General features: G+C 59.3%; 24 protein-coding genes. 13 read left to right on the top strand and 11 right to left on the bottom strand.

Annotated features, from left to right (window positions below):
- The coding region (gene rplU / locus VF672_RS03860) for a 50S ribosomal protein L21 (protein WP_331101656.1) at nt 1-309 on the bottom strand (309 nt) is incomplete at its 3' end.
- 240 nt (nt 310-549) lie between these two features.
- On the opposite strand from rplU, the gene VF672_RS03855 reads away from it, so the two are divergent.
- Both VF672_RS03855 and VF672_RS03850 read left to right on the top strand, forming a co-directional pair.
- Complete coding sequence (locus VF672_RS03855; RefSeq protein WP_331101652.1) at nt 550-1,518, top strand: polyprenyl synthetase family protein; 969 nt, start codon at nt 550-552, stop codon at nt 1,516-1,518.
- Nucleotides 1,519-1,685: 167 nt separating this feature from the next.
- Nucleotides 1,686-1,928 carry a hypothetical protein gene (locus VF672_RS03850; RefSeq protein ID WP_331101650.1) on the top strand — a complete coding sequence of 81 codons (243 nt, stop codon included), beginning with the start codon at nt 1,686-1,688 and terminating at the stop codon, nt 1,926-1,928.
- An 81-nt stretch (nt 1,929-2,009) separates the two neighbouring features.
- On the opposite strand, the gene VF672_RS03845 is transcribed toward VF672_RS03850, so the two are convergent.
- The 5 genes from VF672_RS03845 to VF672_RS03825 all read right to left on the bottom strand — a co-directional run bounded on the left by VF672_RS03845 (nt 2,010) and on the right by VF672_RS03825 (nt 6,767).
- Nucleotides 2,010-2,627 (bottom strand): FKBP-type peptidyl-prolyl cis-trans isomerase, encoded by a 618-nt coding sequence (locus VF672_RS03845; protein ID WP_331101648.1) that lies wholly within the window; start codon nt 2,625-2,627, stop codon nt 2,010-2,012.
- An 83-nt stretch (nt 2,628-2,710) separates the two neighbouring features.
- Nucleotides 2,711-3,016, bottom strand: coding sequence for a DUF6482 family protein (locus tag VF672_RS03840; protein ID WP_331101646.1), 306 nt, complete (start codon nt 3,014-3,016; stop codon nt 2,711-2,713).
- A 149-nt stretch (nt 3,017-3,165) separates the two neighbouring features.
- Nucleotides 3,166-3,654 carry a TIGR00645 family protein gene (locus tag VF672_RS03835; protein ID WP_065987683.1) on the bottom strand — a complete coding sequence of 163 codons (489 nt, stop codon included), beginning with the start codon at nt 3,652-3,654 and terminating at the stop codon, nt 3,166-3,168.
- 162 nt (nt 3,655-3,816) lie between these two features.
- The gene (locus VF672_RS03830; protein WP_331101654.1) at nt 3,817-4,149 is read right to left on the bottom strand and encodes a hypothetical protein; all 333 of its coding nucleotides are present in this window, start codon (nt 4,147-4,149) and stop codon (nt 3,817-3,819) included.
- 185 nt (nt 4,150-4,334) lie between these two features.
- A complete protein-coding gene (locus tag VF672_RS03825) occupies nt 4,335-6,767 on the bottom strand; it encodes a Lon protease family protein (RefSeq protein ID WP_331101642.1) in 2,433 nt (810 codons plus the stop codon).
- Between the two features lie 277 nt (nt 6,768-7,044).
- Between VF672_RS03825 and VF672_RS03820 the strand changes: the two genes are divergently transcribed.
- On the top strand, nt 7,045-7,533 hold the full coding sequence (locus VF672_RS03820; protein WP_331101640.1) for a DUF3015 domain-containing protein: 489 nt from the start codon (nt 7,045-7,047) through the stop codon (nt 7,531-7,533).
- Nucleotides 7,534-7,605: 72 nt separating this feature from the next.
- Nucleotides 7,606-9,465 (top strand): DUF4105 domain-containing protein, encoded by a 1,860-nt coding sequence (locus VF672_RS03815; protein ID WP_331101638.1) that lies wholly within the window; start codon nt 7,606-7,608, stop codon nt 9,463-9,465.
- Between the two features lie 206 nt (nt 9,466-9,671).
- On the opposite strand, the gene VF672_RS03810 is transcribed toward VF672_RS03815, so the two are convergent.
- Nucleotides 9,672-9,869 carry a heavy-metal-associated domain-containing protein gene (locus tag VF672_RS03810; RefSeq protein ID WP_331101636.1) on the bottom strand — a complete coding sequence of 66 codons (198 nt, stop codon included), beginning with the start codon at nt 9,867-9,869 and terminating at the stop codon, nt 9,672-9,674.
- Nucleotides 9,870-10,040: 171 nt separating this feature from the next.
- Between VF672_RS03810 and VF672_RS03805 the strand changes: the two genes are divergently transcribed.
- The gene (locus tag VF672_RS03805; protein ID WP_331101634.1) at nt 10,041-10,421 is read left to right on the top strand and encodes a hypothetical protein; all 381 of its coding nucleotides are present in this window, start codon (nt 10,041-10,043) and stop codon (nt 10,419-10,421) included.
- A gap of 88 nt (nt 10,422-10,509) precedes the next feature.
- Here the strand turns inward: VF672_RS03805 and VF672_RS03800 are convergent, their stop codons facing one another.
- Nucleotides 10,510-11,169, bottom strand: coding sequence for a hypothetical protein (locus VF672_RS03800; RefSeq protein WP_331101632.1), 660 nt, complete (start codon nt 11,167-11,169; stop codon nt 10,510-10,512).
- Between the two features lie 593 nt (nt 11,170-11,762).
- Here VF672_RS03800 and VF672_RS03795 point away from each other — a divergent pair.
- Nucleotides 11,763-12,209, top strand: a complete 447-nt coding sequence (locus tag VF672_RS03795) for a DUF2599 domain-containing protein (RefSeq protein ID WP_331101630.1) — start codon at nt 11,763-11,765, stop codon at nt 12,207-12,209.
- 92 nt (nt 12,210-12,301) lie between these two features.
- Entirely contained in the window at nt 12,302-13,156 is an 855-nt protein-coding gene (locus tag VF672_RS03790) for a hypothetical protein (protein ID WP_331101628.1), read from the top strand.
- Nucleotides 13,157-13,379: 223 nt separating this feature from the next.
- On the opposite strand, the gene VF672_RS03785 is transcribed toward VF672_RS03790, so the two are convergent.
- The 3 genes from VF672_RS03785 to VF672_RS03775 form a co-directional block, all read right to left on the bottom strand.
- Nucleotides 13,380-14,273 (bottom strand): PA4780 family RIO1-like protein kinase, encoded by an 894-nt coding sequence (locus VF672_RS03785; protein ID WP_331101625.1) that lies wholly within the window; start codon nt 14,271-14,273, stop codon nt 13,380-13,382.
- Nucleotides 14,274-14,501: 228 nt separating this feature from the next.
- On the bottom strand, nt 14,502-15,308 hold the full coding sequence (locus VF672_RS03780) for a helix-turn-helix transcriptional regulator (RefSeq protein WP_331101623.1): 807 nt from the start codon (nt 15,306-15,308) through the stop codon (nt 14,502-14,504).
- A gap of 101 nt (nt 15,309-15,409) precedes the next feature.
- Nucleotides 15,410-16,687 carry an acetyl-CoA C-acetyltransferase gene (locus VF672_RS03775; RefSeq protein ID WP_331101621.1) on the bottom strand — a complete coding sequence of 426 codons (1,278 nt, stop codon included), beginning with the start codon at nt 16,685-16,687 and terminating at the stop codon, nt 15,410-15,412.
- Nucleotides 16,688-16,803: 116 nt separating this feature from the next.
- Here VF672_RS03775 and VF672_RS03770 point away from each other — a divergent pair, with 116 nt between their 5' ends.
- From VF672_RS03770 to VF672_RS03745, 6 genes are all read left to right on the top strand, one after another.
- Nucleotides 16,804-18,159 carry a 3-oxoacyl-ACP reductase gene (locus VF672_RS03770; protein WP_331101619.1) on the top strand — a complete coding sequence of 452 codons (1,356 nt, stop codon included), beginning with the start codon at nt 16,804-16,806 and terminating at the stop codon, nt 18,157-18,159.
- 87 nt (nt 18,160-18,246) lie between these two features.
- Nucleotides 18,247-19,104 (top strand): MaoC family dehydratase, encoded by an 858-nt coding sequence (locus VF672_RS03765; RefSeq protein WP_331101616.1) that lies wholly within the window; start codon nt 18,247-18,249, stop codon nt 19,102-19,104.
- A 245-nt stretch (nt 19,105-19,349) separates the two neighbouring features.
- A complete protein-coding gene (locus VF672_RS03760) occupies nt 19,350-19,655 on the top strand; it encodes a MazG-like family protein (RefSeq protein ID WP_331101614.1) in 306 nt (101 codons plus the stop codon).
- Nucleotides 19,652-20,401 carry a methyltransferase gene (locus VF672_RS03755; RefSeq protein WP_331101613.1) on the top strand — a complete coding sequence of 250 codons (750 nt, stop codon included), beginning with the start codon at nt 19,652-19,654 and terminating at the stop codon, nt 20,399-20,401. Before VF672_RS03760 ends, VF672_RS03755 begins: the two co-directional genes overlap by 4 nt.
- Before the next feature lie 34 nt (nt 20,402-20,435).
- Nucleotides 20,436-21,065, top strand: a complete 630-nt coding sequence (locus tag VF672_RS03750; RefSeq protein ID WP_331101611.1) for a DUF4136 domain-containing protein — start codon at nt 20,436-20,438, stop codon at nt 21,063-21,065.
- A gap of 42 nt (nt 21,066-21,107) precedes the next feature.
- The gene (locus tag VF672_RS03745) at nt 21,108-21,674 is read left to right on the top strand and encodes a DUF4136 domain-containing protein (protein WP_331101609.1); all 567 of its coding nucleotides are present in this window, start codon (nt 21,108-21,110) and stop codon (nt 21,672-21,674) included.
- Nucleotides 21,675-21,967: the final 293 nt, after the last annotated feature.

The raw sequence follows: 21,967 nt of genomic DNA, 5'->3' as shown, positions 1-21,967 counted from the left end.
CTGAATACCGGTGATTTTGATCTCGGTGTACCACTGGCGGTGGCCCATACGCTTCATGTGGTGCTTACGACGACGGAACTTGATGATGCGGACTTTATCGTGACGACCTTGGGAGATCACTTCAGCCACAACGGTAGCGCCTGCAACAACTGGAGCGCCGATGTTCACGTCGTCGCCATTGGCAACCAACAGAACGCGATCAAAAGTGACGGATTCGCCGGTAGCGATTTCCAGCTTTTCAATCTTCAGGTATTCACCTGGGGCGACCTTGTACTGCTTGCCGCCAGTAACGATTACTGCATAAGACATGGTATTTCTCCGATAATCCTGCTCACCCAGCTCTTTATAGGAAGAGGTATTGGCTGGCATGGCTGCACAAGGCTGGAAAGGCCGAGGTGCAATTGCGTAAGGCAGGTGCTGCCCATGAAGTTAGGGTGCGCGATTGTACGCAAGCGATCTACGCCTTGCAAGCTGCGTTATGTCACGCCTTGACAGGGTGGGGCCTGCAACCTAGCATGCCGCGCAACCCTTCTGGAGCACGTCTCGCTGATGCAACCCCAAGCCTTCTACACCGCTGTGGCAGACGACTTTACAGCCGTCGACCACATTATCAAGAAGCAGCTGACATCGCGCGTGCCGCTGGTCTCCAAAATCGGCGACTACATCACCTCTGCCGGCGGTAAACGCCTGCGCCCGTTGCTCGTTCTGTTGTGCGGCAAAGCGCTGGGCTCCGGCGGTGATGACCTGCGCCTGTTGGCAGCGACCATCGAATTCCTGCACACCGCGACGCTGCTGCACGACGACGTCGTCGACATGTCCGGCATGCGCCGTGGCCGCTCGACCGCCAATGCGATGTGGGGCAATGCACCGAGCGTGCTGGTGGGTGATTTCCTGTACTCGCGCTCGTTCGAGATGATGGTTGAACTGGGCTCGATGCCGGTCATGCAGATCCTGTCCAAAGCCACGCGAGTCATCGCGGAAGGCGAAGTGTTGCAGTTGTCGAAAGTGCGCGACGCAAGCACCACCGAAGAGACCTACATGGAAGTCATCCGCGGCAAAACCGCGATGCTCTTTGAAGCGTCGACCCACAGCGCCGCGGCACTGGCCAAGGCCGGTCCTGAGCAAAGCGAAGCATTGCGTACATTTGGCGATCATCTGGGCGTCGCATTCCAGCTGGTCGACGACCTGCTGGACTATCGCGGCGATGCCGAGACCCTCGGCAAAAACGTCGGCGACGATCTGGCCGAAGGCAAGCCTACCCTGCCGCTGATCTACACCATGCGCGAAGGCACTCCGGAACAAGCTGCGCTGGTCCGTCAGGCCATTCAGAAGGGCGGCCTGGAAGACCTCGAAAGCATCCGCGACGCCGTGGAAAAGTCAGGCTCCCTCGAATACACCGCCCAACTGGCCCGCAACTATATTGCTCGCGCCATTGCCTGCCTGGACGTGCTGCCGCCGAGCGTCTATCGCGACGCCCTTGTCGAGCTGAGTGAGTTTGCGGTCGCCCGCACACACTGAACGCTGTACCGCTTCGCCGAAGGCCCGTCCACGTGACGGGCTTTTTATTGCTCGCGATTCACGCCCTCATCATCCCTCGAAACAGTCAATGCGAATTAATCTCAAATAGATCCTTGCTATTCCATGGATAAGAATTATTCTCATTGAAACGTTTTGAGGGGAATCACATGACTTATCTAATCGATGCCTGGCTTGATCGGCCACAGCCTTACCTGCGCATTCTGGACCGTGAAACAGGCCAGGTGTGTGCGGTGCTGGAAGAAGAAGCACTCGACGAATTGAGGGATCAGGGGGATCTGGATGTCAGCAGCTTGAGCTCAAGCGAGCCCGGGATTCAGAAAGAGATGGTGCGCAGTCTGTTTCTGTTTTGCTACGCGCGGGCATTGCGCCCGGCGAGTGAACTGCACTGATGAGGACAGGAAATCGGCCATGTCGAGCCAGCGCAGGGCTGACTCGACATCAGACGAGCTTGAAGCAGGCGCTACAGAGTCTTACAGAACGTCGAGCAGTTCGACGTCGAAGACCAGAACGCTGTGCGGCGGAATGCTGCCAACGCCTTGAGCGCCGTAGGCCAGTTCGCTAGGCACGTACAGGCGCCATTTGCTGCCCGCCTTCATCAGTTGAAGGGCTTCGGTCCAGCCTGGAATCACGCCGCCCACTGGAAATTCAGCTGGCTCACCACGATCGTAGGAGCTGTCAAACACAGTCCCGTCGATCAGCATGCCGTGATAATGGGTGCGCACGTTGCTCTCGCGGGTCGGCTGAGCGCCTTCGCCAGCCGTGATCACTTCATATTGCAGACCGGACTCCAGGGTAGTCACGCCATCACGCTTGGCGTTTTCGGTCAGGTATTCCTTGCCTGCGCCGGCCGCTGCTTCAGCCTTGGACGCTGCTTCGGCTTGCATGATTTCGCGGATGACTTTGAAGCTCGCGCCCATTTCTTCCTGGCCAACACGGCTGGATTTGCCGTCGAATGCGTCAGTCAGGCCAGCCAGAATGGCGTCCAGAGACACGCCTGGCGGCGGGTTGTCACGCAGTTGGTCGCCCAGTTGACGGCCGATACCGTAGCTGACGCGGGTTTCGTCGGTGGACAGATTGACTTCGGACATGAGGCTGCTCCGCTGAAGAGCGCCCTCGGGCGCCCGTATTTAAAGGCCGGGCAGCCTAGCACAAAGCGTAATAACCGTAACCACTACCAGGCCGAGCGAATGGACAAGGGAATCTTGACGTTCTGGTCCAGACCGTCTTCCACACCGCACATCTCATCGTGAACCACCGCGTGCACCAGACTGAAGGGCAGCGGTGGCACCGATTGAAGCAGTTCACGTGCGTGTTCGACTGAACGCAGGTGCAGCGCCTTGTGGTGCGCATCGACGAGACGGTGTGCAACGCCCTGCATCCTCGCCTCCAACAAATAAATGCCGCCTTCGATGGAGATGAGGTTGAGTTCATCGATGCGACCGGCACCGGCGTGGGAGGTGAGTTCCTGCAAGTTCATGGCTGAGCCTCGTGGTCACTGGCTGAATAAGCGAACCCTGAGTTTCGCTCACGCTGGCCTGAGCGCAAGACAACCGCGGTGCCGCTGGTCACATTTTGCTCAACGTCTGCGCTTGGCATCCCATACGAGGCTCAGCCCGGGGCAGCCGATCAATGCTTGGTCAGCTTGTCCAGATAGCCCATTGCGAAAGCCGAGACCACGAAGGTCATGTGGATGATCACGTACCACATCAGGTACTGCGGCTCGATGTTCTTGGCGTCCATGAACACCCGCAACAGATGGATGGAAGAAATCGCGACGATGGACGCGGCGACCTTCATCTTCAGCGAGGAGGAGTCCATCTTGCCCAGCCAGTTGAGCTTTTCCTTGCCCTCATCGATGTCCAGCTGAGACACGAAGTTCTCGTAGCCGGAGATCATCACCATGACCAGCAACCCGCCTACCAGCGCCATGTCGATCAACGACAGCAGCACGAGAATCAGGTCCGATTCTGCCAGCGCGAACACATTGGGAATGATGTGGAAGATTTCCTGGAAAAACTTCAGCGCCAGCGCCAGAAGCCCCAGAGACAAACCAAAGTAGATCGGCGCCAGCAACCAGCGCGATGCGTACATGGCATTTTCGATAAACCGTTCCATTGAAGCTCACAGATAATTGAAAGCTCGCGAGTATAGGGCGACGGCCAATTAGCACAACCCACCGCGAAAAGACTTGAAACAATAACGCCAGAACAGGCGTCGAGGATGCTCGACAAATCCGCACCTGCAGATCGCAGACTCGGATTCGTCGAGGCGTCAGCCTCAGTTGGCCGGAGAAGTCCGCAGCCCCTGGGCAGCGTCGCTGTTGATTCTTCGCAACTCCCCTTGCAGGTGCAGACCCCAGATCGGGATCTCTTCCGCCGTTTCATAGCCATGCAACACAAGACTTTGGGCAATGGCATCAAGTACCGATTCTGCAGCAATCGGCCCATGAAAAGGCCCTTGAGCCTTGAGTGCGGAGGGCTGTTCGCCGGACATCCCGGCAGCGAACAACAGGGTCCACATTCCTTTATCGCCGGACAGCGGGCGAACAACACATTCGATTCGGGTCACCAGACCCAGGCATTGGCGAGTAAGACAGAGGCTGCGCGGCATGGCGAGCTCCTCATTGATTGCAGTATTCATTTCCTTCGCATGACGAGAGAAACGCGTCAGTCCCTTTGACAACTGCTGCAGCCCGACAATATCGAACAATTACCCCGTTGGAAAAGCGCCAAAATGAAAAGGGCGCCGAATGGTCATTTGGCCATCAAGCGCCCCGTTTCGTTGACGTCAAAGCCCTAGCTTTTCAACTCGAGCTGTAATTGTGGCGCCTCCTTTTCAAGCTCTTTGAGGTCCTCGTCGCTGAGCATTTCAGCGATGTCACGCAAGCGATCCACCACCCTGCCGTTGACCGAGTCGTCCGGGAATTGACCGTCTTCGTCGGCCTCACCGACCGGCATCCCCACCAACAGGCTCAGGGCTTCGTCCACCTGACGCACCGCGTACACGTGAAACTGCCCGGCGCGCACCGCTTGCAGCACACGCTCGTCAAGCATCAGCGTAGCGACGTTGGCGTGGGGGATGATTGCGCCTTGATCACCGGTCAGGCCTCGCGCTTCGCAGAGCCGGAAGAAGCCTTCGATCTTCTCGTTGACGCCGCCGACAGCCTGGACTTCACCGAACTGGTTAATCGAGCCAGTGATTGCGAAGCATTGCTTGAGCGGGGTTTTCGACAGCGCGGAAATCAGCGTGCAGACCTCGCCGAGGGACGCGCTGTCGCCATCCACATAGCCGTAGGACTGCTCCAGCGCAATGCTTGCGGAAATGGCGAGCGGGAATTCCTGAGCGTAACGACTGCCCAGATAGCCGGTGAGAATCATCACGCCCTTGGAGTGAATCGGCTGGCCCAGATTGACCTCGCGCTCGATGTCGACGATGCCGCTGCCGCCCGGGTAGACCGTCGCTGAAATCCGCGCCGGCACACCGAAGGCCGAGTCACCCACTTCCAGCACCGTCAGCCCGTTGCACTTGCCAACCGCCGCACCGTCGGTGTCGATCAGGATGATGCCGGCCAGCATGTCGTCGAGGATCCGTGCTGACACACGGCCCGTGCGAGTGGCCTTGGCCTTCAACGCGCGCTCAATGTGCCCGGCGTCAGTGCGTTCGTCATTGGCGACGCTGCGGATGAAATCGGCTTCGCTGACCAGCTGAAACAAATCGCCAATGCGCGCCGACAACCGCCCCTGGTGTTCGGCCAGGCGCGCGCTGTACGTGGCCAGACGCGCGACTGCGTCCGCCGTCAGTGGCGCCATGCCCTCCTCCGAGGTCCGGGTTTTCAGCAGCTGGGCGAACTGCTCCAGGCTCTCGTCGACCATCGGGATGTCTTCGTCGAAATCCACCAGCACCCGGAACATCTCCTGGAAGTCCGGGTCGAGGTCCTGCAGCGTGTAATACAGGGAGCGGGCGCCAATGATGATGACTTTGACCTGCAGCGCGATGGTCTGCGGTGTCAGGGTCACGGTGGCAAGACGCCCCAGTTCGCCCAGCGGCGCTTCCATTTTCAGCCTGCGCGATTGCAGGGAACGCTTGAGGGCGTCCCACACGAAGGGCTCACTGAGCATCTTCTCCGCTTCAAGCACCAGAAAGCCGCCGTTGGCCCGATGAAACGCCCCTGGGCGCAACTGGCGGTAGGTGGTGTAAAGCGCGCCCTGATCCGTGCTGTATTCGATACGCCCGAAGAGGTTGTCATACGTCGGGTGCGGCTCGAACACCACTGGCGCGCCACCGCTGGCGGAGTGACCGACCATGAGGCTTGGGCAGTACTGTTCTTCAAGCAGCTTGCGCGCCTGGGCATCGGTCTTGCTGTCGTCAACCAGTTGCTCGACGACCGTCTTGAGCAGATTGACCTGCACCGCTTGCAGGTAAGCGCACACGGCGGCGTTTTCGGCGTACTGCTCGGACAACGGGGCCAGCAGAGGTTGAAGCGCGAGGATAATGGTCTCTTCGTTGAGCTCACGCATCTGGTTGTTGGACTCGCGCTTCCACTGCGGCAGGCTGGCGAGTTCTTCATTCAACCGCTCTTCGAGCGTCGAGATGTCGGTGTGAAAGCGCTCGCGCTCGGCTTCGGGCAACTGCGAAAACTCGGCCTCGTCCAGTGCCTTGCCTTCGAGCATCGGCGTGAATGCGATGTTGGTGCTGTCGCGGTACAGCGCGATGTCCTTTTCCAGCGCAAGACGCTCAATGACATCAAGGGCACGGTCGTAGCGCTGATTGAAGGCGCGGTCGATCGAACTCTTCTTCTGTTGGTAGGACGGGTGCTCAAAGACGGCAGGAAACGTCGACAGCAAGTTGTCGATCAGTCCGTTGATGTCGGCAATGAAAGCGCTGGCGCTACCGGGCGGCAGTTCCAGGGCGCGCGGCTCACGGGCGTCATCGAAGTTGTTGACATACACCCAGTCCGACGGCGTCTGCATGCGCTTGGCTTCGGCTTTGAGGTAGCGCTTGACGAAGGAGAAGCGGCCAGTGCCGGGCTCGCCCATGACGAACACGTTATAGCCGGGGCGCGGCATGGCGACGCCGAACTGCAGGGCTTCGACCGCGCGCTCCTGGCCGAGGACGCCGCGAAAGGGTTCCAGATCGTTGGTTGTCGTGAAGCTGAACTGTTCAGCGGAAAAGGGACGGGTCAGCGCTTCGGGCGCGAGTCGCAAGCTGACAGCAACAGAATCGGGCATCGGACATCCTTACATCAGGCGGGGCAGATGGGCGCATTCTGGCGCTCGCCGCACCGCACTGGCAAGGCATGAACCATTTGAGCGCTTTTCCGTATGACGAACTGTCCTACACACCTTGGAGGGGCGGATTACGCCCAACAATCTGCATTAACTAACGGAACGTTCATATCGTGCCTAAACTCCAACCTGCGCGGCCGGTAACAATTTAAATAACCGGCCCGCCCTGGCGCCCTAACGGCCAGGAATCCGACCCTTGGTAACAACAGAGACTAATGCTATGAAACGGATTCTTCTGGGTACTCTCTTCGCCGCTGTGTCCATCAACGCCATGGCTCAAGCGCCTGGCGGTCCGGACTGCGGCTGGGGCAACATGCTGTTTGAAGGTCAACGTGGCACTCCAGCTCACTTCCTCGCTTCCACCACCAACGGTACTTCGGGCAACGCCACGTTCGGCATGACCTCGGGCACCAACGGTTGCTCCACCAACAGCGCGCTGACGTACGGCGGTAAATCCTGGATTGCCATGAACGGCATGATGGACGAGCTCTCCAAGGACATGGCAATGGGCCAGGGCGAAGCACTGACCACTTACGCGGTCGTGTTGGGCGTTGCACCGCAAGACCGTGCGCATTTCGCCGCAGTCACCCACGAGCACTACCAGCAGATCTTCACCAAGGCAGACGCCACTGCTGAAGACGTACACACCAACACCATCGACGTCCTGAAGAACGATCCGACTCTGGCTAAATACGCGACCCAAGCTTAAAGTCGTGCCGCCTGCCTTCCTCCCTGGAAGGCAGGTTCTCCGCCCTGCCCACTTCTGACTAGTTGCCACCCTATGCTCAAACGCCTTGCCTGGCTGGTGCTCTGTGTCTGCGCCCCGCTGTACGCCGCGCCTCACGTCGACAATGACCGTTTGCAGCAACTGGCCGATTCCAGGTTCTGGATATCCATCGGTCACTACGAAGCCGGCAAACTGGGCGGTTGGCGTAGCTATGTCGATGACCCGAAATTCTTCCTCGCCCAGAACGGCGCCCATGATCCCAAAGCCGAACTGGCCGCGACGCTTGAGGCGATCTACCGCCCCGTCACGCCCGGCCAGGAAAACGCGCACCCGCAATGCGTTTACCCCTCTCGCACGCGCTTTTTACGTGACGAGTTGAAGCTGAACGACCTTCCCGAGGTCGACTGCAAAGAATTCAAGAAATGGTTTTCGGACGTCGCCCCGGACAGCACCGTGCTGATTTTTCCGGCGGCGTACCTCAACAGCCCATCCTCCATGTTCGGCCACACCCTGCTGCGCATCGATCAGGCCGACGTGCAGGCCAACAAAACAGCCTTGCTCAGCTACGCGATCAATTTTGGCGCGTACATCGAGGGCGCTGACAACAGCATTTTGTACGCGTGGAAAGGCCTGATGGGGGGCTATCCCGGTTTGTTCGCGCTGGTGCCGTATCAGGAAAAACTCTCTGAATACCGAAGCCTGGAAAACCGCGACCTGTGGGAATACCGCCTCAATCTGACACCGGAAGAAACCCGGCGCATGGTCGAACACGTGTGGGAACTCAAACAGATTCGCTTCGGGTATTTCTTCTTCGACGAAAACTGCTCCTACCGTTTGCTGGAATTGCTGCAGGTCGCTCGCCCCAGCCTGGACCTGACGCCGCAGTTCCGGCTGACAGCCATCCCGACCGACACCGTTCGCGCGGTGAAGGACGCAGGGCTTGTGGAGAAAATCGACTATCGCCCGTCCAGAGAGCGCGAGCTGCTGAGCCGCGCCGAGCCGTTGAACCACGACGAGCAGCAATGGGTCCTGAAAGTCAGCGCTGACCAGAAACAGCTGCAGAGCGCCGAGTACATCGCGCTGCCGAAGGAGCGTCGCGCATTGATCCAGGACGCGGCCTACCGACTGGAGCGCTATCGCGCCAACGGTCAGGAGCGTGACCCAACCAGCGCGCAACGTAGCTATGACCTGCTGCGAGCCATCAGCACCAATCCGCCACCGGCGCTGGAGATCGAACGTCCGGGCCTTCCTGAGGACGGTCATGAGTCACGTACCTGGCAACTAGGCGCCGGCACGCGAGATGACAAAGCCTTCGCTGAATACGGCCTGCGCATGGCGTATCACGATTTGAACGACAACGCGTATGGCTTTCCACTGGGTGCGCAGATCGAAATTCTGCAGCTCAAGTTGCGCCAATACGAGGACAGTCATTGGCAGGTACAGCGGCTCGATTTGGCGACTATCCGTTCGCTGACACCGCGCAATGAGCTATTGCAGCCATGGTCATGGCAGGTGGCGGGCGGGCTTGAGCGTGTACTCGGCAAGCATGGCGACGAGAATCTGGTCAGCCATGTCAATGGCGGCGCGGGCGGCACGTGGCAGCTGGGTGAAGACGTGCTGGGCTTCGCGCTGGGCACGGTGCGGGTTGAGCACAACAATGACTTCTCGGCGCTGGTTTCCCCGGCTGCAGGCTTCAACACGGGCGTGCTGTGGCGCAACCCGCTGGGTAACTTCAGCCTGGAAACCAAAGGGGACTACTTCACCAACGGCGAAGTGCGGCGCAACATCAGCCTCAATCAGCAATGGGAGCTGTCGCGCAATCTGGGGCTGCGGCTCAGCGCACAGCGGGACTTCAGCCAGCTGACATCGCCGGTGAACGAAGTGATGCTGGAGCTAAAGTGGTATCACTATTGAGTGATGCTCTCGGCAACCTGACCCACCGCAGATTTATCTGACGAGACATGACTCGTGGGAGCGAGCTTGCTCGCGAAGAGGCCTGCACATTCGCTGAACCTTCAGCAGTTGAGATGCCGCTTTCGCGAGCAAGCTCACTCCCACATCGGCAGTGCTTGCTGCGCGACGGAGCGGCGTCCGTGGCGGAAACGCCTACGGAATCCGCGTCAGGCCACCGTTGCGGTGTAGCCCTCTTCCTCGATCATGCCCATAACCTGCTCGGCGCCAAGCTGGCTCTGAACCTCGACCTCGCCCCTGTCGAGATCAACCTGCACATCGGCAGCCGGGTCTTCATTCTGAATGGCGGTGGTGACGGCACGCACACAGTGTGCGCAGGTCATGCCCTGTACGTTAAAAATCTGCATTACTCACTCCTCGTTCCGAAGGCTGCTCGCTCAGGTAAACAGCTGATCGTCGATATCTAAGACCTTCCCGCTATGACAAGGTCAAGTTTCGGAGTGACCTGCCGGGCTGGCATTCATGTGCGCTCTGCGCCAAAGTGCGCTCATCACCGTCTTTTTTCAGGAGAGTCAGCCATGCGCTGGTCAGCCTTTCGTGTTGCAGGTTTCGCCGGCCTGTTGGCTTCCGCCTCCTGGGCACATGCCGATCAGGACTATGGCGTGCTCATCATTTCCCGCGAACGGCTTGAGGTCTCCACGTCCTGCGAAATCGGGATCTTCATGCAGGACCAGCTCGTTGGACGCCTGTATCAGGAAGAATCACGCTCGTTCAACCTGCCGGCTGGCGACGTCTCTGTGCGCTTGCGTGTGCTGCCTGGGCAAACGCCGGGCTGCTCGCCGGGCATTGAGGCGCAGAACAACACGCGCCTGCACATCAACGCGGGTGACGTTTTGAAATACCGCATCGCATCTGGGCCCAACGGGATGTATTTGAAGAAAGCTGATTTGAATTACTAAACGCCCGTAGCTTGGTGGGACACGTTGCGATAAGCCGGCTGGCTGGGAAATTTAACGTCCCCCTCCTGGCTTGCGATTGATCAGAAGGTCAAAAACCGGCCGGGCCTAGCTCTCCTTCGTTCGGGTCTTCGTTCGGGTCACCCGTGGACTGGTCTGCATCGCTAAAGTCGAACGATGCGGCCTGACCCGATGCTTGAGGAAGCTTCACGCTAATGATGGGGATACGGATGCCGTCAGTGGCTTCTAAGTCCTGTTGATTGCGCCGGGCAGTGGCCAATCCGCCACTGCCCTTAATATAAAAGAATGCTTCGAGCGGCAGGGACTGCCCGAGCCCGTTACCCCAAGCGGCCATAATAAGTTCGTTCTGTGTGGCAAAGGACTCTGCACCCATAAGGCTCATTGCTCCTACGCCAGCAGCAAATGCCGGCCCAGCTAACGCGTCGCGTGCATCTGTTACGTCGAACCCACACTGGTAAGAGTGCCGACTCGATGCATGAGCGCTGTAGTGGGTCCAGAATTGCGCCGCCGTATCAACGCCTTGCAGGTGGCAGGGCCCGCTTCCGGCAAATCCAGGGTATTCCCCACATCCTTTGTTGCTTCTATTAACGGTGCCGGCATCGATCGGAAAAAAACACAAGACTTCCGGTTGAAGTTTTTCGGAGGCGTAATAGTAGGCGGTGAGCAAAAAACCATTGTCGTATCCGTAGGCCAACTTTTTGAAATTTGAATCAGCCCTCAAATAAGACACAGACACTCCACCCTTCTCGAGGGACGCGGGGCTGTTTTCCCAGACGTGATAGCTAGGGTTACGAGGAGTGCCTCTGATTAAAACACCGTTACAGAGAAACGCTGGCTGGCTTTTGGAACCGCAGTTGGCACGCGTGTCGCTATAACGAGCTGTAAGGTGCCGGGCAACATCCTCGCCTGTATCCGCCTGAACCACTGCCCGGCCTTTAACATTAGGTGCATCTTGCACCCTGTGGACCGGCACTGAACAACTCGCCAACATGGAGCAACCTACAAAAGCCATTATATAAATGCCATGCGTTCTCATGGAAATACCCCGTGCTTTCAATAAGCGCGCCATGTTCAGCGGGCGCGTGCTCGAACAGAACTTCCCTCAAGGAAAGCTGCGAGCCGATATTCAACGATTAGATCAAAGATGGCTACTGTCATACATGACAGATCTCAAAACGCCTGGAAATAACAGAGAGCTTACTTATAGCGAAAAAAAACACCTAATAACCAATAAAAACTTGCCAAACAAAGCGCTGATACATATACATTTAACGAAGGGTTTAAATCAGTCTACCCCAAGCCCGTCGAACCGAGGAATAAAGAATGAAAAATGGATTTTTGGTCGCGGTACTTTATGGCACCCTCACCGCCTGCAGCAGCCCTCCCGCTCATCAGACTACACCGGCAAATGCCGGTGCCGGTGCCGGCAAGGAATTGTGCTCAAGTGACGGCCAGCGGTACATCGCTAAAGGTGAATGGATTTACCGATACCAAGAGTGGACGTTATCCCTGACACCCACCGAGTGCGGCAGAAATATACAATCCGACAAGACAGGAAGCATGTTCTACGAAATTGTCAAAGACTATTCCGGAAGTCGCTTTTGGACGAACGACCGAGGAATGATCAATCAGCTGACATGCCACCTGACCATCGCCCGGAACAAACCAGAATGGAACCTGGATCCATGGCGCCCATATGTAGGCCATACCGAAACAGTGGCCCAACAGTGCAACGTCACCGTGCCTGCTCCTGATCAACCGTTCCATTAAGTCCGCTCACCGAACGGGCCGTCGAATTTCCTGCACTTTTACCCGACAAAGGGCGCACTGTTATCGTTTTAACATGGAACAAGGAGGTCATCATGAACCGCTCTACAATCGCTGATCTTCAGCAATCACCAAATGCAGAATTCGTCGATGTCTATGACGGCGAAGCCCTGCTGGGCACGGCTATCGTTAATGGTGGTAATTGGAAGTTCGACGCCTCAAATCTTTCACTTGGCCTGCACAGCTTTACCGCACACTCCTCCCGAGGCAGCTCTGCTCAATGGCGAATTACGGTAGCCGAGGAAGCGATGAATCTGGTGGCGCCTCATGTGAGAGAGGCAAGCACAGTGGGAAATAATAGTGAGCGTCTGGATTATTACCAAGTAAACGGCGACATCCATTGCCTCGTTCCTGATTACCACATGAAATCTGGTGACGCAGTGGCCGTTCATTGGGTGGGTCGAAACGTGACCATCGACTCTCCCACTCAAACAGTGGGAAGTACACCTATGCTGCAACCTTTCCCAATATCCAAATATGAAGTAATTGACGTTATTGGTCAGAACGCATCCATTTACTACACCGTAAGACGCCCCACCAGCACGCAGACCTTTACTTCATTGACGCTCTTGCTCACCGTCGATGGGCATGCATTTCAAGTGAACGCTCCGTCCATCAACAGTGCGCACGACAATCTCAGGGTACAAAAGCAAACCCAGTTTAATAACAACAGCACTGCAGGTGTTCGCGCCATTGGCCCTGAAGGGGACGAATGGTCTGCAGATATTACTCCCGAATTTGGTAGCAATACTTATCTTAACTTTTCAGTTAATCCTTCCTGGCTGGCACGAAACAGAGGAAAGCCAGCGATTTTCAATTGCAGCGTAAGGGTGAATCCGGGAGATGCCCACTATCTGCTTTCGCAGTTGCTGAGAGTCCCTTCGGTATAGACAGTGGGTTTGATTCCGTACAACAATCAACCCTAAGAAAACAAGGCAGATGCATTAAACGCAAACACTCATTACTAGCAAGTACCCACTGCCGGCGCCGACATTATGGGTGGGACTTAAATTAATAGAAGTACTGGGTGATTGAATCCCCCTCCATCGCCATAGCTGTAGCCTTCGGTAGAAGAGCAAAAACCCGGCCTGAGCCGGGTTTGTTTTAAGTCGATCACTGCATCCAGGGCGGAGGCGGCTCTTCTGACTTGTTCGGCGGCGCATCATCCGCGGTACGCGCTGCCTGGCGCCTCGCATCATCCAGACGCGCGGCTTCGATCTCGCGGAGGACGCTGCCGACGTCGGCGATCTCGTCTGGATCGGCGAATTCACCCGTCAGCACGGTTGCCGGGGACAATGTTCCTGCTTCGAAGTAGGACCACATTTCCCTGGCGAAGCGCGTCTGCTTCAACTCCGGGGCAAAACGACCGAAGTACGAAGCCATGTTGCCCACATCACGCTCCAGCATGCTGAACGCATGGTTGTTGCCCGCCGCGTCGACTGCTTGCGGCAGGTCGATAATCACCGGGCCTTCCGGCGTCAACAGCACGTTGAACTCCGACAGGTCACCGTGCACCAGACCGGTACACAACATCAACACGATCTGCTGAATCAGGAACGCGTGGTACTCGCGCGCCTGATCGGGCTCCAGTGTGACGTCATTCAGGCGCGGCGCAGCGTCACCATATTCGTCGCAGATCATCTCCATCAGCAGCACGCCTTCGAGGAAGTCAAAAGGCTTGGGCACCCGAACGCCGGCGCTGGCCAGACGGAACAGGGCCGCCACTTCCGCGTTCTGCCACGCGTCTTCTGTTTCCTTGCGCCCGAACTTCGAACCCTTGGCCATCGCGCGGGCCTGGCGGCTGTTGCGGACCTTTCGGCCCTCCTGGTACTCCGCAGCCTGGCGGAAACTTCGTTTGTTCGCCTCCTTGTAAACCTTCGCGCAGCGCAGCTCTTTGCCACAGCGCACCACATAAACAGCTGCCTCTTTGCCGCTCATGAGCGGGCGCAGCACCTCGTCTACCAGACCGTCCTCGATCAGGGGTTCAATGCGTTTTGGAGTCTTCATCAGCTTTTATTCTGGGTCCTTCGTTGCCAAACACGCGATGTTCGCCCGTTATACGGCAATCTTCTGCCAGCGAGTAGGGGGGTAAGGCCGATTGACTGAGCGCCGGTTGTCGCACGATATGCCTGGCATCTGGGCAAGCACCTTTCGTGCCGCTCCAGCATTGCCACACTCAGTGCCCCTCGATAGCCGCGCTTAACGGCAGTGCGGCGCCGACGCCAATACCGACTTTCATTGGCGAAACAATTCTCCCGGCGTGGTTCCGAACAGCCCTTTAAAGGCGGCAATAAACGCCGACGTCGAGTCGTAACCGCACGTGAGCGCAGTGCTGGTGACGCTGGTGCCCTCCTCCAGCGCATTCAGCGACGACAGCAAACGCGCCCTTTGCCGCCAGCCACGGAAGCTCAATCCGGTTTCACGCTGGAATAATCGCGTCAGGGTTTTTTCCGACATGCCCAGGCGTGCCGACCAGCCATTCAGCGTAACCGCTCGCTCCGGCATATCGATCAGCTCACCGCACAGCCGCAGCAAGTTTGCGTGACGAGGCAAGGGCAGCGAAAACCCGACCTCCGGCAGAGTCGCCAGTTGATCCAGCAGCACCTGGACGAGGCGGTACTCCGCACTGTCAGGCTCCGAATACTCCGCCGGGAGCTGACAAAACGCCTTGATCAGCTCTCTGGCCAGCGGCGTGACTTCCAACACACGACAGCGATCCGTTGCCCACACGCACTCTTCCTTACGCACATACAAACTGCGCATCTCCGCTCGGGTAGACGTCACCACCTCGTGCTCCATTTCGGCAGGAATCCACACCCCCCACTGCGGTGGCGCAAAGAAGCTGCCGTGGGGAGTACGCACGCCGAGCACGCCACTGATGGCATAGGAGAACTGCACCCATTGATGACGATGGGGCGGCGTCCATGAGCCGGGCCCCAGACTTTCTGCGCGGGCGTAGAGCGGACGCGGAAGATCGTCCAGCGACGGAACATGCCGCTCCGTCTCCGGCTTTCGCGCAGCGAGGTGTCCGGTAATGGGCATGGGCTGACCTGTGATGGGTTGGGACAGTTTACGCGGGTTGCGGATAGGGCATCCAGCAACGATAGGCCGGGTCGACTGTTCAACAAGTCGACGCCGGATCGTCAACCCTCAATGATCGCCGTCACCCCCTGCCCACCGGCTGCGCAAATGGAGATCAACCCACGCCCTCCTCCTTTCTTGCTCAGCAGTTTTGCCAGATTCGCGACGATACGTCCGCCCGTCGCAGCAAACGGATGCCCCGCCGCAAGCGAGCTGCCTTTAACGTTGAGTTTGCTGCGATCAATAGCCCCCAGCGGCGCCTCTGGCCCAAGGCGGGTTTTGCAATACTCCGGGTCTTCCCACGCCTTGAGCGTACACAACACTTGCGCGGCAAAGGCTTCGTGGATTTCGTAGTAATCGAAGTCTTGCAGCGTTAGCCCGTTGCGCGCCAGCAGGCGCGGGACAGCGTAAACCGGGGCCATCAGCAGACCTTCGTTGCCACGTACGAAATCCACGGCGGCGGACTCGCCATCCCGCCAATAGGCCAGAACCGGCAAGCCACGCTCACGTGCCCAGTCTTCGCTCGCCAGCAGTACCAGCGAAGCGCCGTCCGTCAGAGGCGTCGAATTGCCCGCCGTCAGCGTGCCTTTGGCGCTGCGCTCGTACGCGGGCTTGAGGGAGGCGAGCTTTTCCAGGCTCGCGTCAGTTCGCAGGTTGTTGTCCCGTGTCAGGCCGAGAAACGGCGTGAGCAAATCATCCTGCCAGCCTTGCGCATACGCGGCGGCCATTTTCTGATGGCTTTCCAGCGCGAGCTGGTCCTGCGCCTCGCGTGGGATGCCCCAGTTCTGGGCCATCCGTTCGCAGTGCTGCCCCATGGACAAGCCGGTGCGCGGCTCACCATTGCGCGGCAACTCCGGCTTTAGGTTATGCAGGCGCAATTGCGTCAGCGCCTTGAGTTTGTCGGCCGTGGTCTTGCTGCGATTGACCTGCAACAGGATCTGCCGCAGGTCTTCGTTAACGCCGATGGGCGCGTCTGAGGTGGTGTCGACGCCGCCGGCAATGCCGCAGTCGATCTGACCGAGGGCGATCTTGTTCGCGACTAAAAGCACCGCCTCAAGGCCTGTGCCGCAGGCTTGTTGAAGGTCATAGGCAGGGGTTTGCGGCGATAACCTTGAACCCAGCACGCATTCTCGGGTGAGGTTGAAATCCCGTGAATGCTTGAGGACCGCGCCGGCGACGACTTCCCCCATGCGTAGGCCGTGCAGATTGAAGCGCTCAATCAGGCCTTCCAGTGCGGCAGTGAGCATGTCCTGATTGCTGGCGCTGGCATACGCGCCGTTGGAGCGCGCGAATGGAATGCGGTTGCCGCCGACGATGGCCACCCGTCGTGTCTGAATCATCGAAATCTCCCTGCCTGAATGCGTCTATCGTTTGAGATGCGCTGCCTGACAGCGTAGGACCTATTACCCACCCGCGCGGTCCACTGATTCGAACCCAGACTCAAGGAGAGTGTTCCATGGCATCCGATCGCTACATTGACTTCGTCAACTCCGACCTCGGCCGCAAGCTGGTCGGCGCCATCGGTTTGCCAGCGCCCGCCCGCCTGGAACGCTGGCAGGCGGGGCGTCTGCGTCCGGTTGAAGGCGCACTGTTGCTGAGCACAGGTCCACTGGCTGAGCGCGTCAGCGCATTTGCGCCACGCCTGACCGATGTGCTGCTCAGCGCTGGTGGCGAAATCACCGGCGCTCACCCCTGGAACGCCGAGCAGAGCGCGAAGATCAAGGCCGTGGTGTTCGATGCCAGCACGCTGCTGCTGACCGCTCACCTGAGTCAGCTGCGCGACTTCTTCCAGCCGATCCTCCGTCATCTGGATAACAGCGCGCACATCGTCATTCTCGCGCGCGCTCCCGACGCTCAAGCGGACCCACTGGCCGCCAGCACGCAGCAGGCGATTGAAGGCTTCAGCCGCTCGCTCGCGAAGGAAATGCGCAACGGCGGCACGGTTCAGCTGTTGCAGATCGAGGACGGCGCGGAGGAGCAACTGGAAGGCGCGCTGCGTTTTTTCCTGTCACCGAAAAGCGCGTTTATCTCCGGTCAGGTCATTCGCCTCAGAGCGTGCGCACAACAGGTTCAGGACTGGACCCGCCCGCTCGCCGGACGCAAAGCCCTGGTCACAGGTGCAGCGCGAGGCATCGGCGCGGCCATCGCGGAAACCCTCGCCCGCGACGGTGCCGAGGTGGTCTTGCTGGACGTCCCCCAAGCCAAATCCGACCTGGATGCGCTGGCGGCCCGTCTCGGTGGCCAGGCGTTGGTAGTGGATATCTGCGCGCCGGATGCTGCGGCTCAATTGATCGAACACCTGCACGGCGGCCTGGATATCGTCGTGCACAACGCGGGCATCACGCGGGACAAGACGCTCGCGAACATGCCCCAAGACTTCTGGGACTCGGTGCTCGATGTAAATCTCAATGCGCCGCAAATCCTCACCCAGGCCCTGATCGACAGCGGCGCGCTGCATGACAATGGCAGCGTGATCCTGCTGGCCTCGATCAGCGGCCTTGCGGGCAATCGTGGGCAGACCAACTACACCACCAGCAAGGCCGGCCTGATCGGCTATGCCCGGGCGATGGCGCCGACGCTGGAAGCCCGAGGCATCAGTATCAATGCCGTGGCGCCGGGCTTCATCGAAACCAGCATGACCGCGCACATGCCCTTTGCCCTGCGCGAAGCGGGCAGACGTATGAGTTCGCTGGGCCAGGGCGGTCAGCCACAGGACGTGGCCGAAGCGGTGGCATGGCTGGGTCAGCCGGGGTCCGGCGCGGTCAGCGGCCAGGTGCTACGCGTGTGCGGTCAAAGCGTGCTCGGTGCCTGATGGGCTTGAACAAGATGAGCGTTTGAAGAGCCGCCCTGTCGACGCCGAGGCGTGCCCGATCTGCAGCATGACCACTGGAGAAAATCGATGAGTGCGCACTGGCGGTACCTGGACACGCCCCCGGCCCTGCCCGGTTTGTTCATGCAGGCAGCGTTGCGGCGCAAGGTCCACGGCACGCAGCTGCCGGATCAGGGGCTGCGCTGCTGGATGTCGGTGGACCCGGACAAAGTCACGGCGTTTGCCCATGTGTGCGGCTTCGTACCGGGCAGTCTGCTGCCGCCAACGTACCCTCATGTACTCGCTTTCCCGTTGCAGATGAAGCTGCTCACCGACAAGGACTTCCCCTTCCCATTGCTCGGGCTGATCCACCTGCACAACCGGATCAGCATTCGTCGTCCCTTGGGCAGGGTCGTCAAGGTGCAGGTCAGCGTGCGAGTCGGTCACCTGAAACCTCACGCCAAAGGCGCGACGTTCCGCCTAATCACGCAGATTGAGGACGCGCTGGGGCTGCTGTGGGAGGAAGAGAGCACGATGCTGTGCCGGGGCGTTCACGTGGGCGGAGAGATCGACGGCGATTACGAGCCGGCGCCACTGCCAATGACGGAACTAGCGACGTGGTCGGTGCCGTCGGACATTGGCCGCCAGTACGCCAAGGTCAGTGGCGACTACAACCCCATTCATCTGAGTGACAGCAGCGCCAGGCTGTTCGGCTTTCCCAAGGCGATTGCCCACGGGCTGTGGATCAAAAGCCGTGCGTTGGCAGCGCTTGAGGATTATCTGCCGGCATCCAACGTCGAGATCTCGGTCGAATTCCACAAGCCAGTGCGGTTGCCCAGCGGGGTCACGTTATCTGCCAGCGCCGCGGGGTCGCATGGCCAGTTCAGAATCAATGGCGTCGAAGGGCTTGTGCATATGGTGGGGAGCTGGCGGCCTGCTACCGAGTGATTGCTGCGCCTCCGGTGCGCCAGTAGTTTTGCAATGTGACATCTGACGCTTTCCGGCTTAAGCCGGTCCCACTAAGAGCGTGAGGCGTGTCAGTGAAGTTGCGGCCGCAGGCTGTTTAGTGGGACCGGCTTCAGCCGGGAATGGGCTCACCACCGTGCCATACCGGAAACGTACTGCGCGACGCATCGCGGCCTCTTGCGCCAATTCTTCATCCCCCTGAAGCTACGCACCTTCAGGAGACTCCCATGAACCTCGACGAACTCACTCAACGCCTGCACCGCATCCGCGATAACAACGACTGGCGGCAATTTCACAGCCCGAAAAACCTGGCCATGGCCGCCAGCGTGGAAATGGCCGAGCTGGTCGAAATCTTCCAATGGAAAACCGAGGAACAGTCGCGTCAACTGCCTGCTGATGAACTGGCGCACGCCGGGCAGGAAGTGGGGGACATCGTGCTGTATCTGCTATTGCTGTGCAGCGAACTCGGGCTGGACATGAATGAGGTCGTGCGCGCGAAACTGGCCGATGGCGAACGGCGGTTCAGTCAATGAGCGACCGCCATTTCGATCAGTTGGCGACGCGCTTCGCTGAAAAAATCTACGGCGGTGCCAAGGGTGCGATCCGGCTCGCCGTGCTGCAGGCCGATCTGATCGAGAGCCTGCCGCCGCGCCCCTTGCGCGTACTGGATATCGGCGCCGGGCTGGGCCACATGTCGTTGTGGCTGGCAGAGCGCGGCCATGATGTGACGCTGGCCGAGCCCGCCGCGCCGATGCTCGAAGGCGCTCGCCAGCGCTTCGCTGACGCTGATCAACGCGCTACGTTCATTCAGGCGCCTTGGCAGGACCTGCCCGGTCAACTGACCGAACCCTATGATCTGGTGCTGTGTCACGCCGTGCTCGAATGGCTCGCGGAGCCTTTCACGATCCTGCCGGTCTTGCGTCAACTGACGAAGCCCGACGGTTTGCTCTCCCTGGCCTTCTATAACCGCGACGCGTTGATTTACCGCAATCTGCTCAAGGGCCACTTCCGCAAAATGCGCAAGAACACCATGGCCGGCGAAAAACAGAGCCTGACGCCCCAGGAGCCTGTTGATCCCCGAGAACTGGCGGCGCAACTTGGCTCGCGGTGGCGAGTCGAAACCCAAAGTGGCGTTCGGGTTTTTCACGACTACATGCCCGTCGAATTCCAGGCCAGAGCCGACCTTGCGGACCTGTTGGAAATGGAGCTCGCCCATCGCCGCCACCCGGCATTCGCCGGACTGGGACGCTACCTGCACTGGATGTGCCGAGCCGTTTGACAGACGCCGCTTAACACACGCCGCGGAGACCTTCATGAAACGCCGTCTCGCTTTGCTTTCCCTCTGCCTGGGCCTGGCCGCCTGCCAGAGCCCCAACCCCTATCGCGCGGTTTCCGCAGCCATTGCGCCTGCGCCGCCTCAGGCTGCCAACGCCATCGACATGAGCGCTTACCCTGCGGCGCCGCGCGATTATGGTCACTACCGCAACTGGGCCTGGCTCAACGGTCAGCTGCCGCCAGGCACCGTCTGGGCTGACTCCGCTCAGCTGGCCGAAGCCGTCAGCAACGGGCTGGATCAACGCGGCTTGAGGCCTTCGCAGAACCCGCAGGCGGCGGACCTGCGCGTCGCTGCCGATGCGCACACCGAGACGCGGATTCGTCAGGTGCGTGACGATTACTACGATCCGTACTACGGCGGTTCAGGTGTCGGCTATTACGGTGGCAATGGCTATCGCCATGGTTACGGTGGATATGCCAGTGTGCCCATCGTGCGCACGTATCAGGAGCAGGTCGTTGTGGTGCGCATCAGCCTGTTCGATGCCCGCAGCGGCCAGCCGGTCTGGAGCGCCAGCGCGGAAACCGGAAGCAGCGGCGACCAGTCGACGCGCGCCAAAGCCCTGCGCCAGGCCGTACAACACGCCCTGACGGCTTACCCGCCGTCGTGATTTCACGCACCATCGCATTCGTTTCCGCGCGGGAGAACCACCATGTATCGCCGCATTGCTGTGCTCTGTGTCGCCTTGTTGCTAAGTGCCTGCCAGACCGATCGGGTCAGTCGCGACTTCGACGCCCAACGCGATTTCGGCGCCTATCGCTCGTGGGCGTGGAAGGAGCCGGGCTTGCAATACCAACCGAACGATCCGCGCATCAAAAGCGACCTTACCGAGCAGCGCATTCGCCAGGCGGTGGGCGGGCAACTGGAGCAGCGCGGGCTGCGCATGGCGGCGCCCGGTGTGAAAGCTGACCTGCAGCTGCAGGCATGGTTGATCGTTGAAAACCGTCAGCAGACGGTCACCACTAACTACGGCGGTGGCGGTTACTGGGGTAATCCGTGGGGCGGCTACTGGGGCGGCCCGATCGGCACCGAGACGCGTAACGTCGATTACAAGGTCTCGACCCTGCAAATCGACATGCTCGACGGGAAGGACGGCAAGCTGGTCTGGCGCGGCAGCACCGAACAGATGGTCAGCGACAGCAACGCCAACCCCGCCGCCCGTGAGCAGGCTTTGCGCCAGACGGTGCAGAAAATCCTGCAGCAGTATCCGCCGCATTGAGGGTTGATCAAACTGACCACCGCCGCGAATCTGTAATGGTCGGTTTGCTGGCTGAGCACCGAGCATCTGAATATTGAACATCGCGAATTCGTAGGAGCCGGCTTGCTGGCGAATGCATTTGTCCAGACACCGCGATGGTGCATGACGGGTCAGGTTCGCCAGCAAGCCGGCTCCTATGTATGGACTCGCCTCCACTGTCTACCCGCTTTTCAAACACTGCCACCCGGTTGCATCTATGTATAAGGCCTGTTCGAGGAAGCCACTCTGGGCTTCTGGCCAACATTGGTTGAGCT

The sequence above is a fragment of the Pseudomonas sp. genome, assembly GCF_036387035.1.
In the GTDB taxonomy this organism is placed as follows: domain Bacteria; phylum Pseudomonadota; class Gammaproteobacteria; order Pseudomonadales; family Pseudomonadaceae; genus Aquipseudomonas.
Note: the sequence above shows the minus strand (reverse complement) of the source record. Positions and strands in the feature narration are given on the sequence as shown.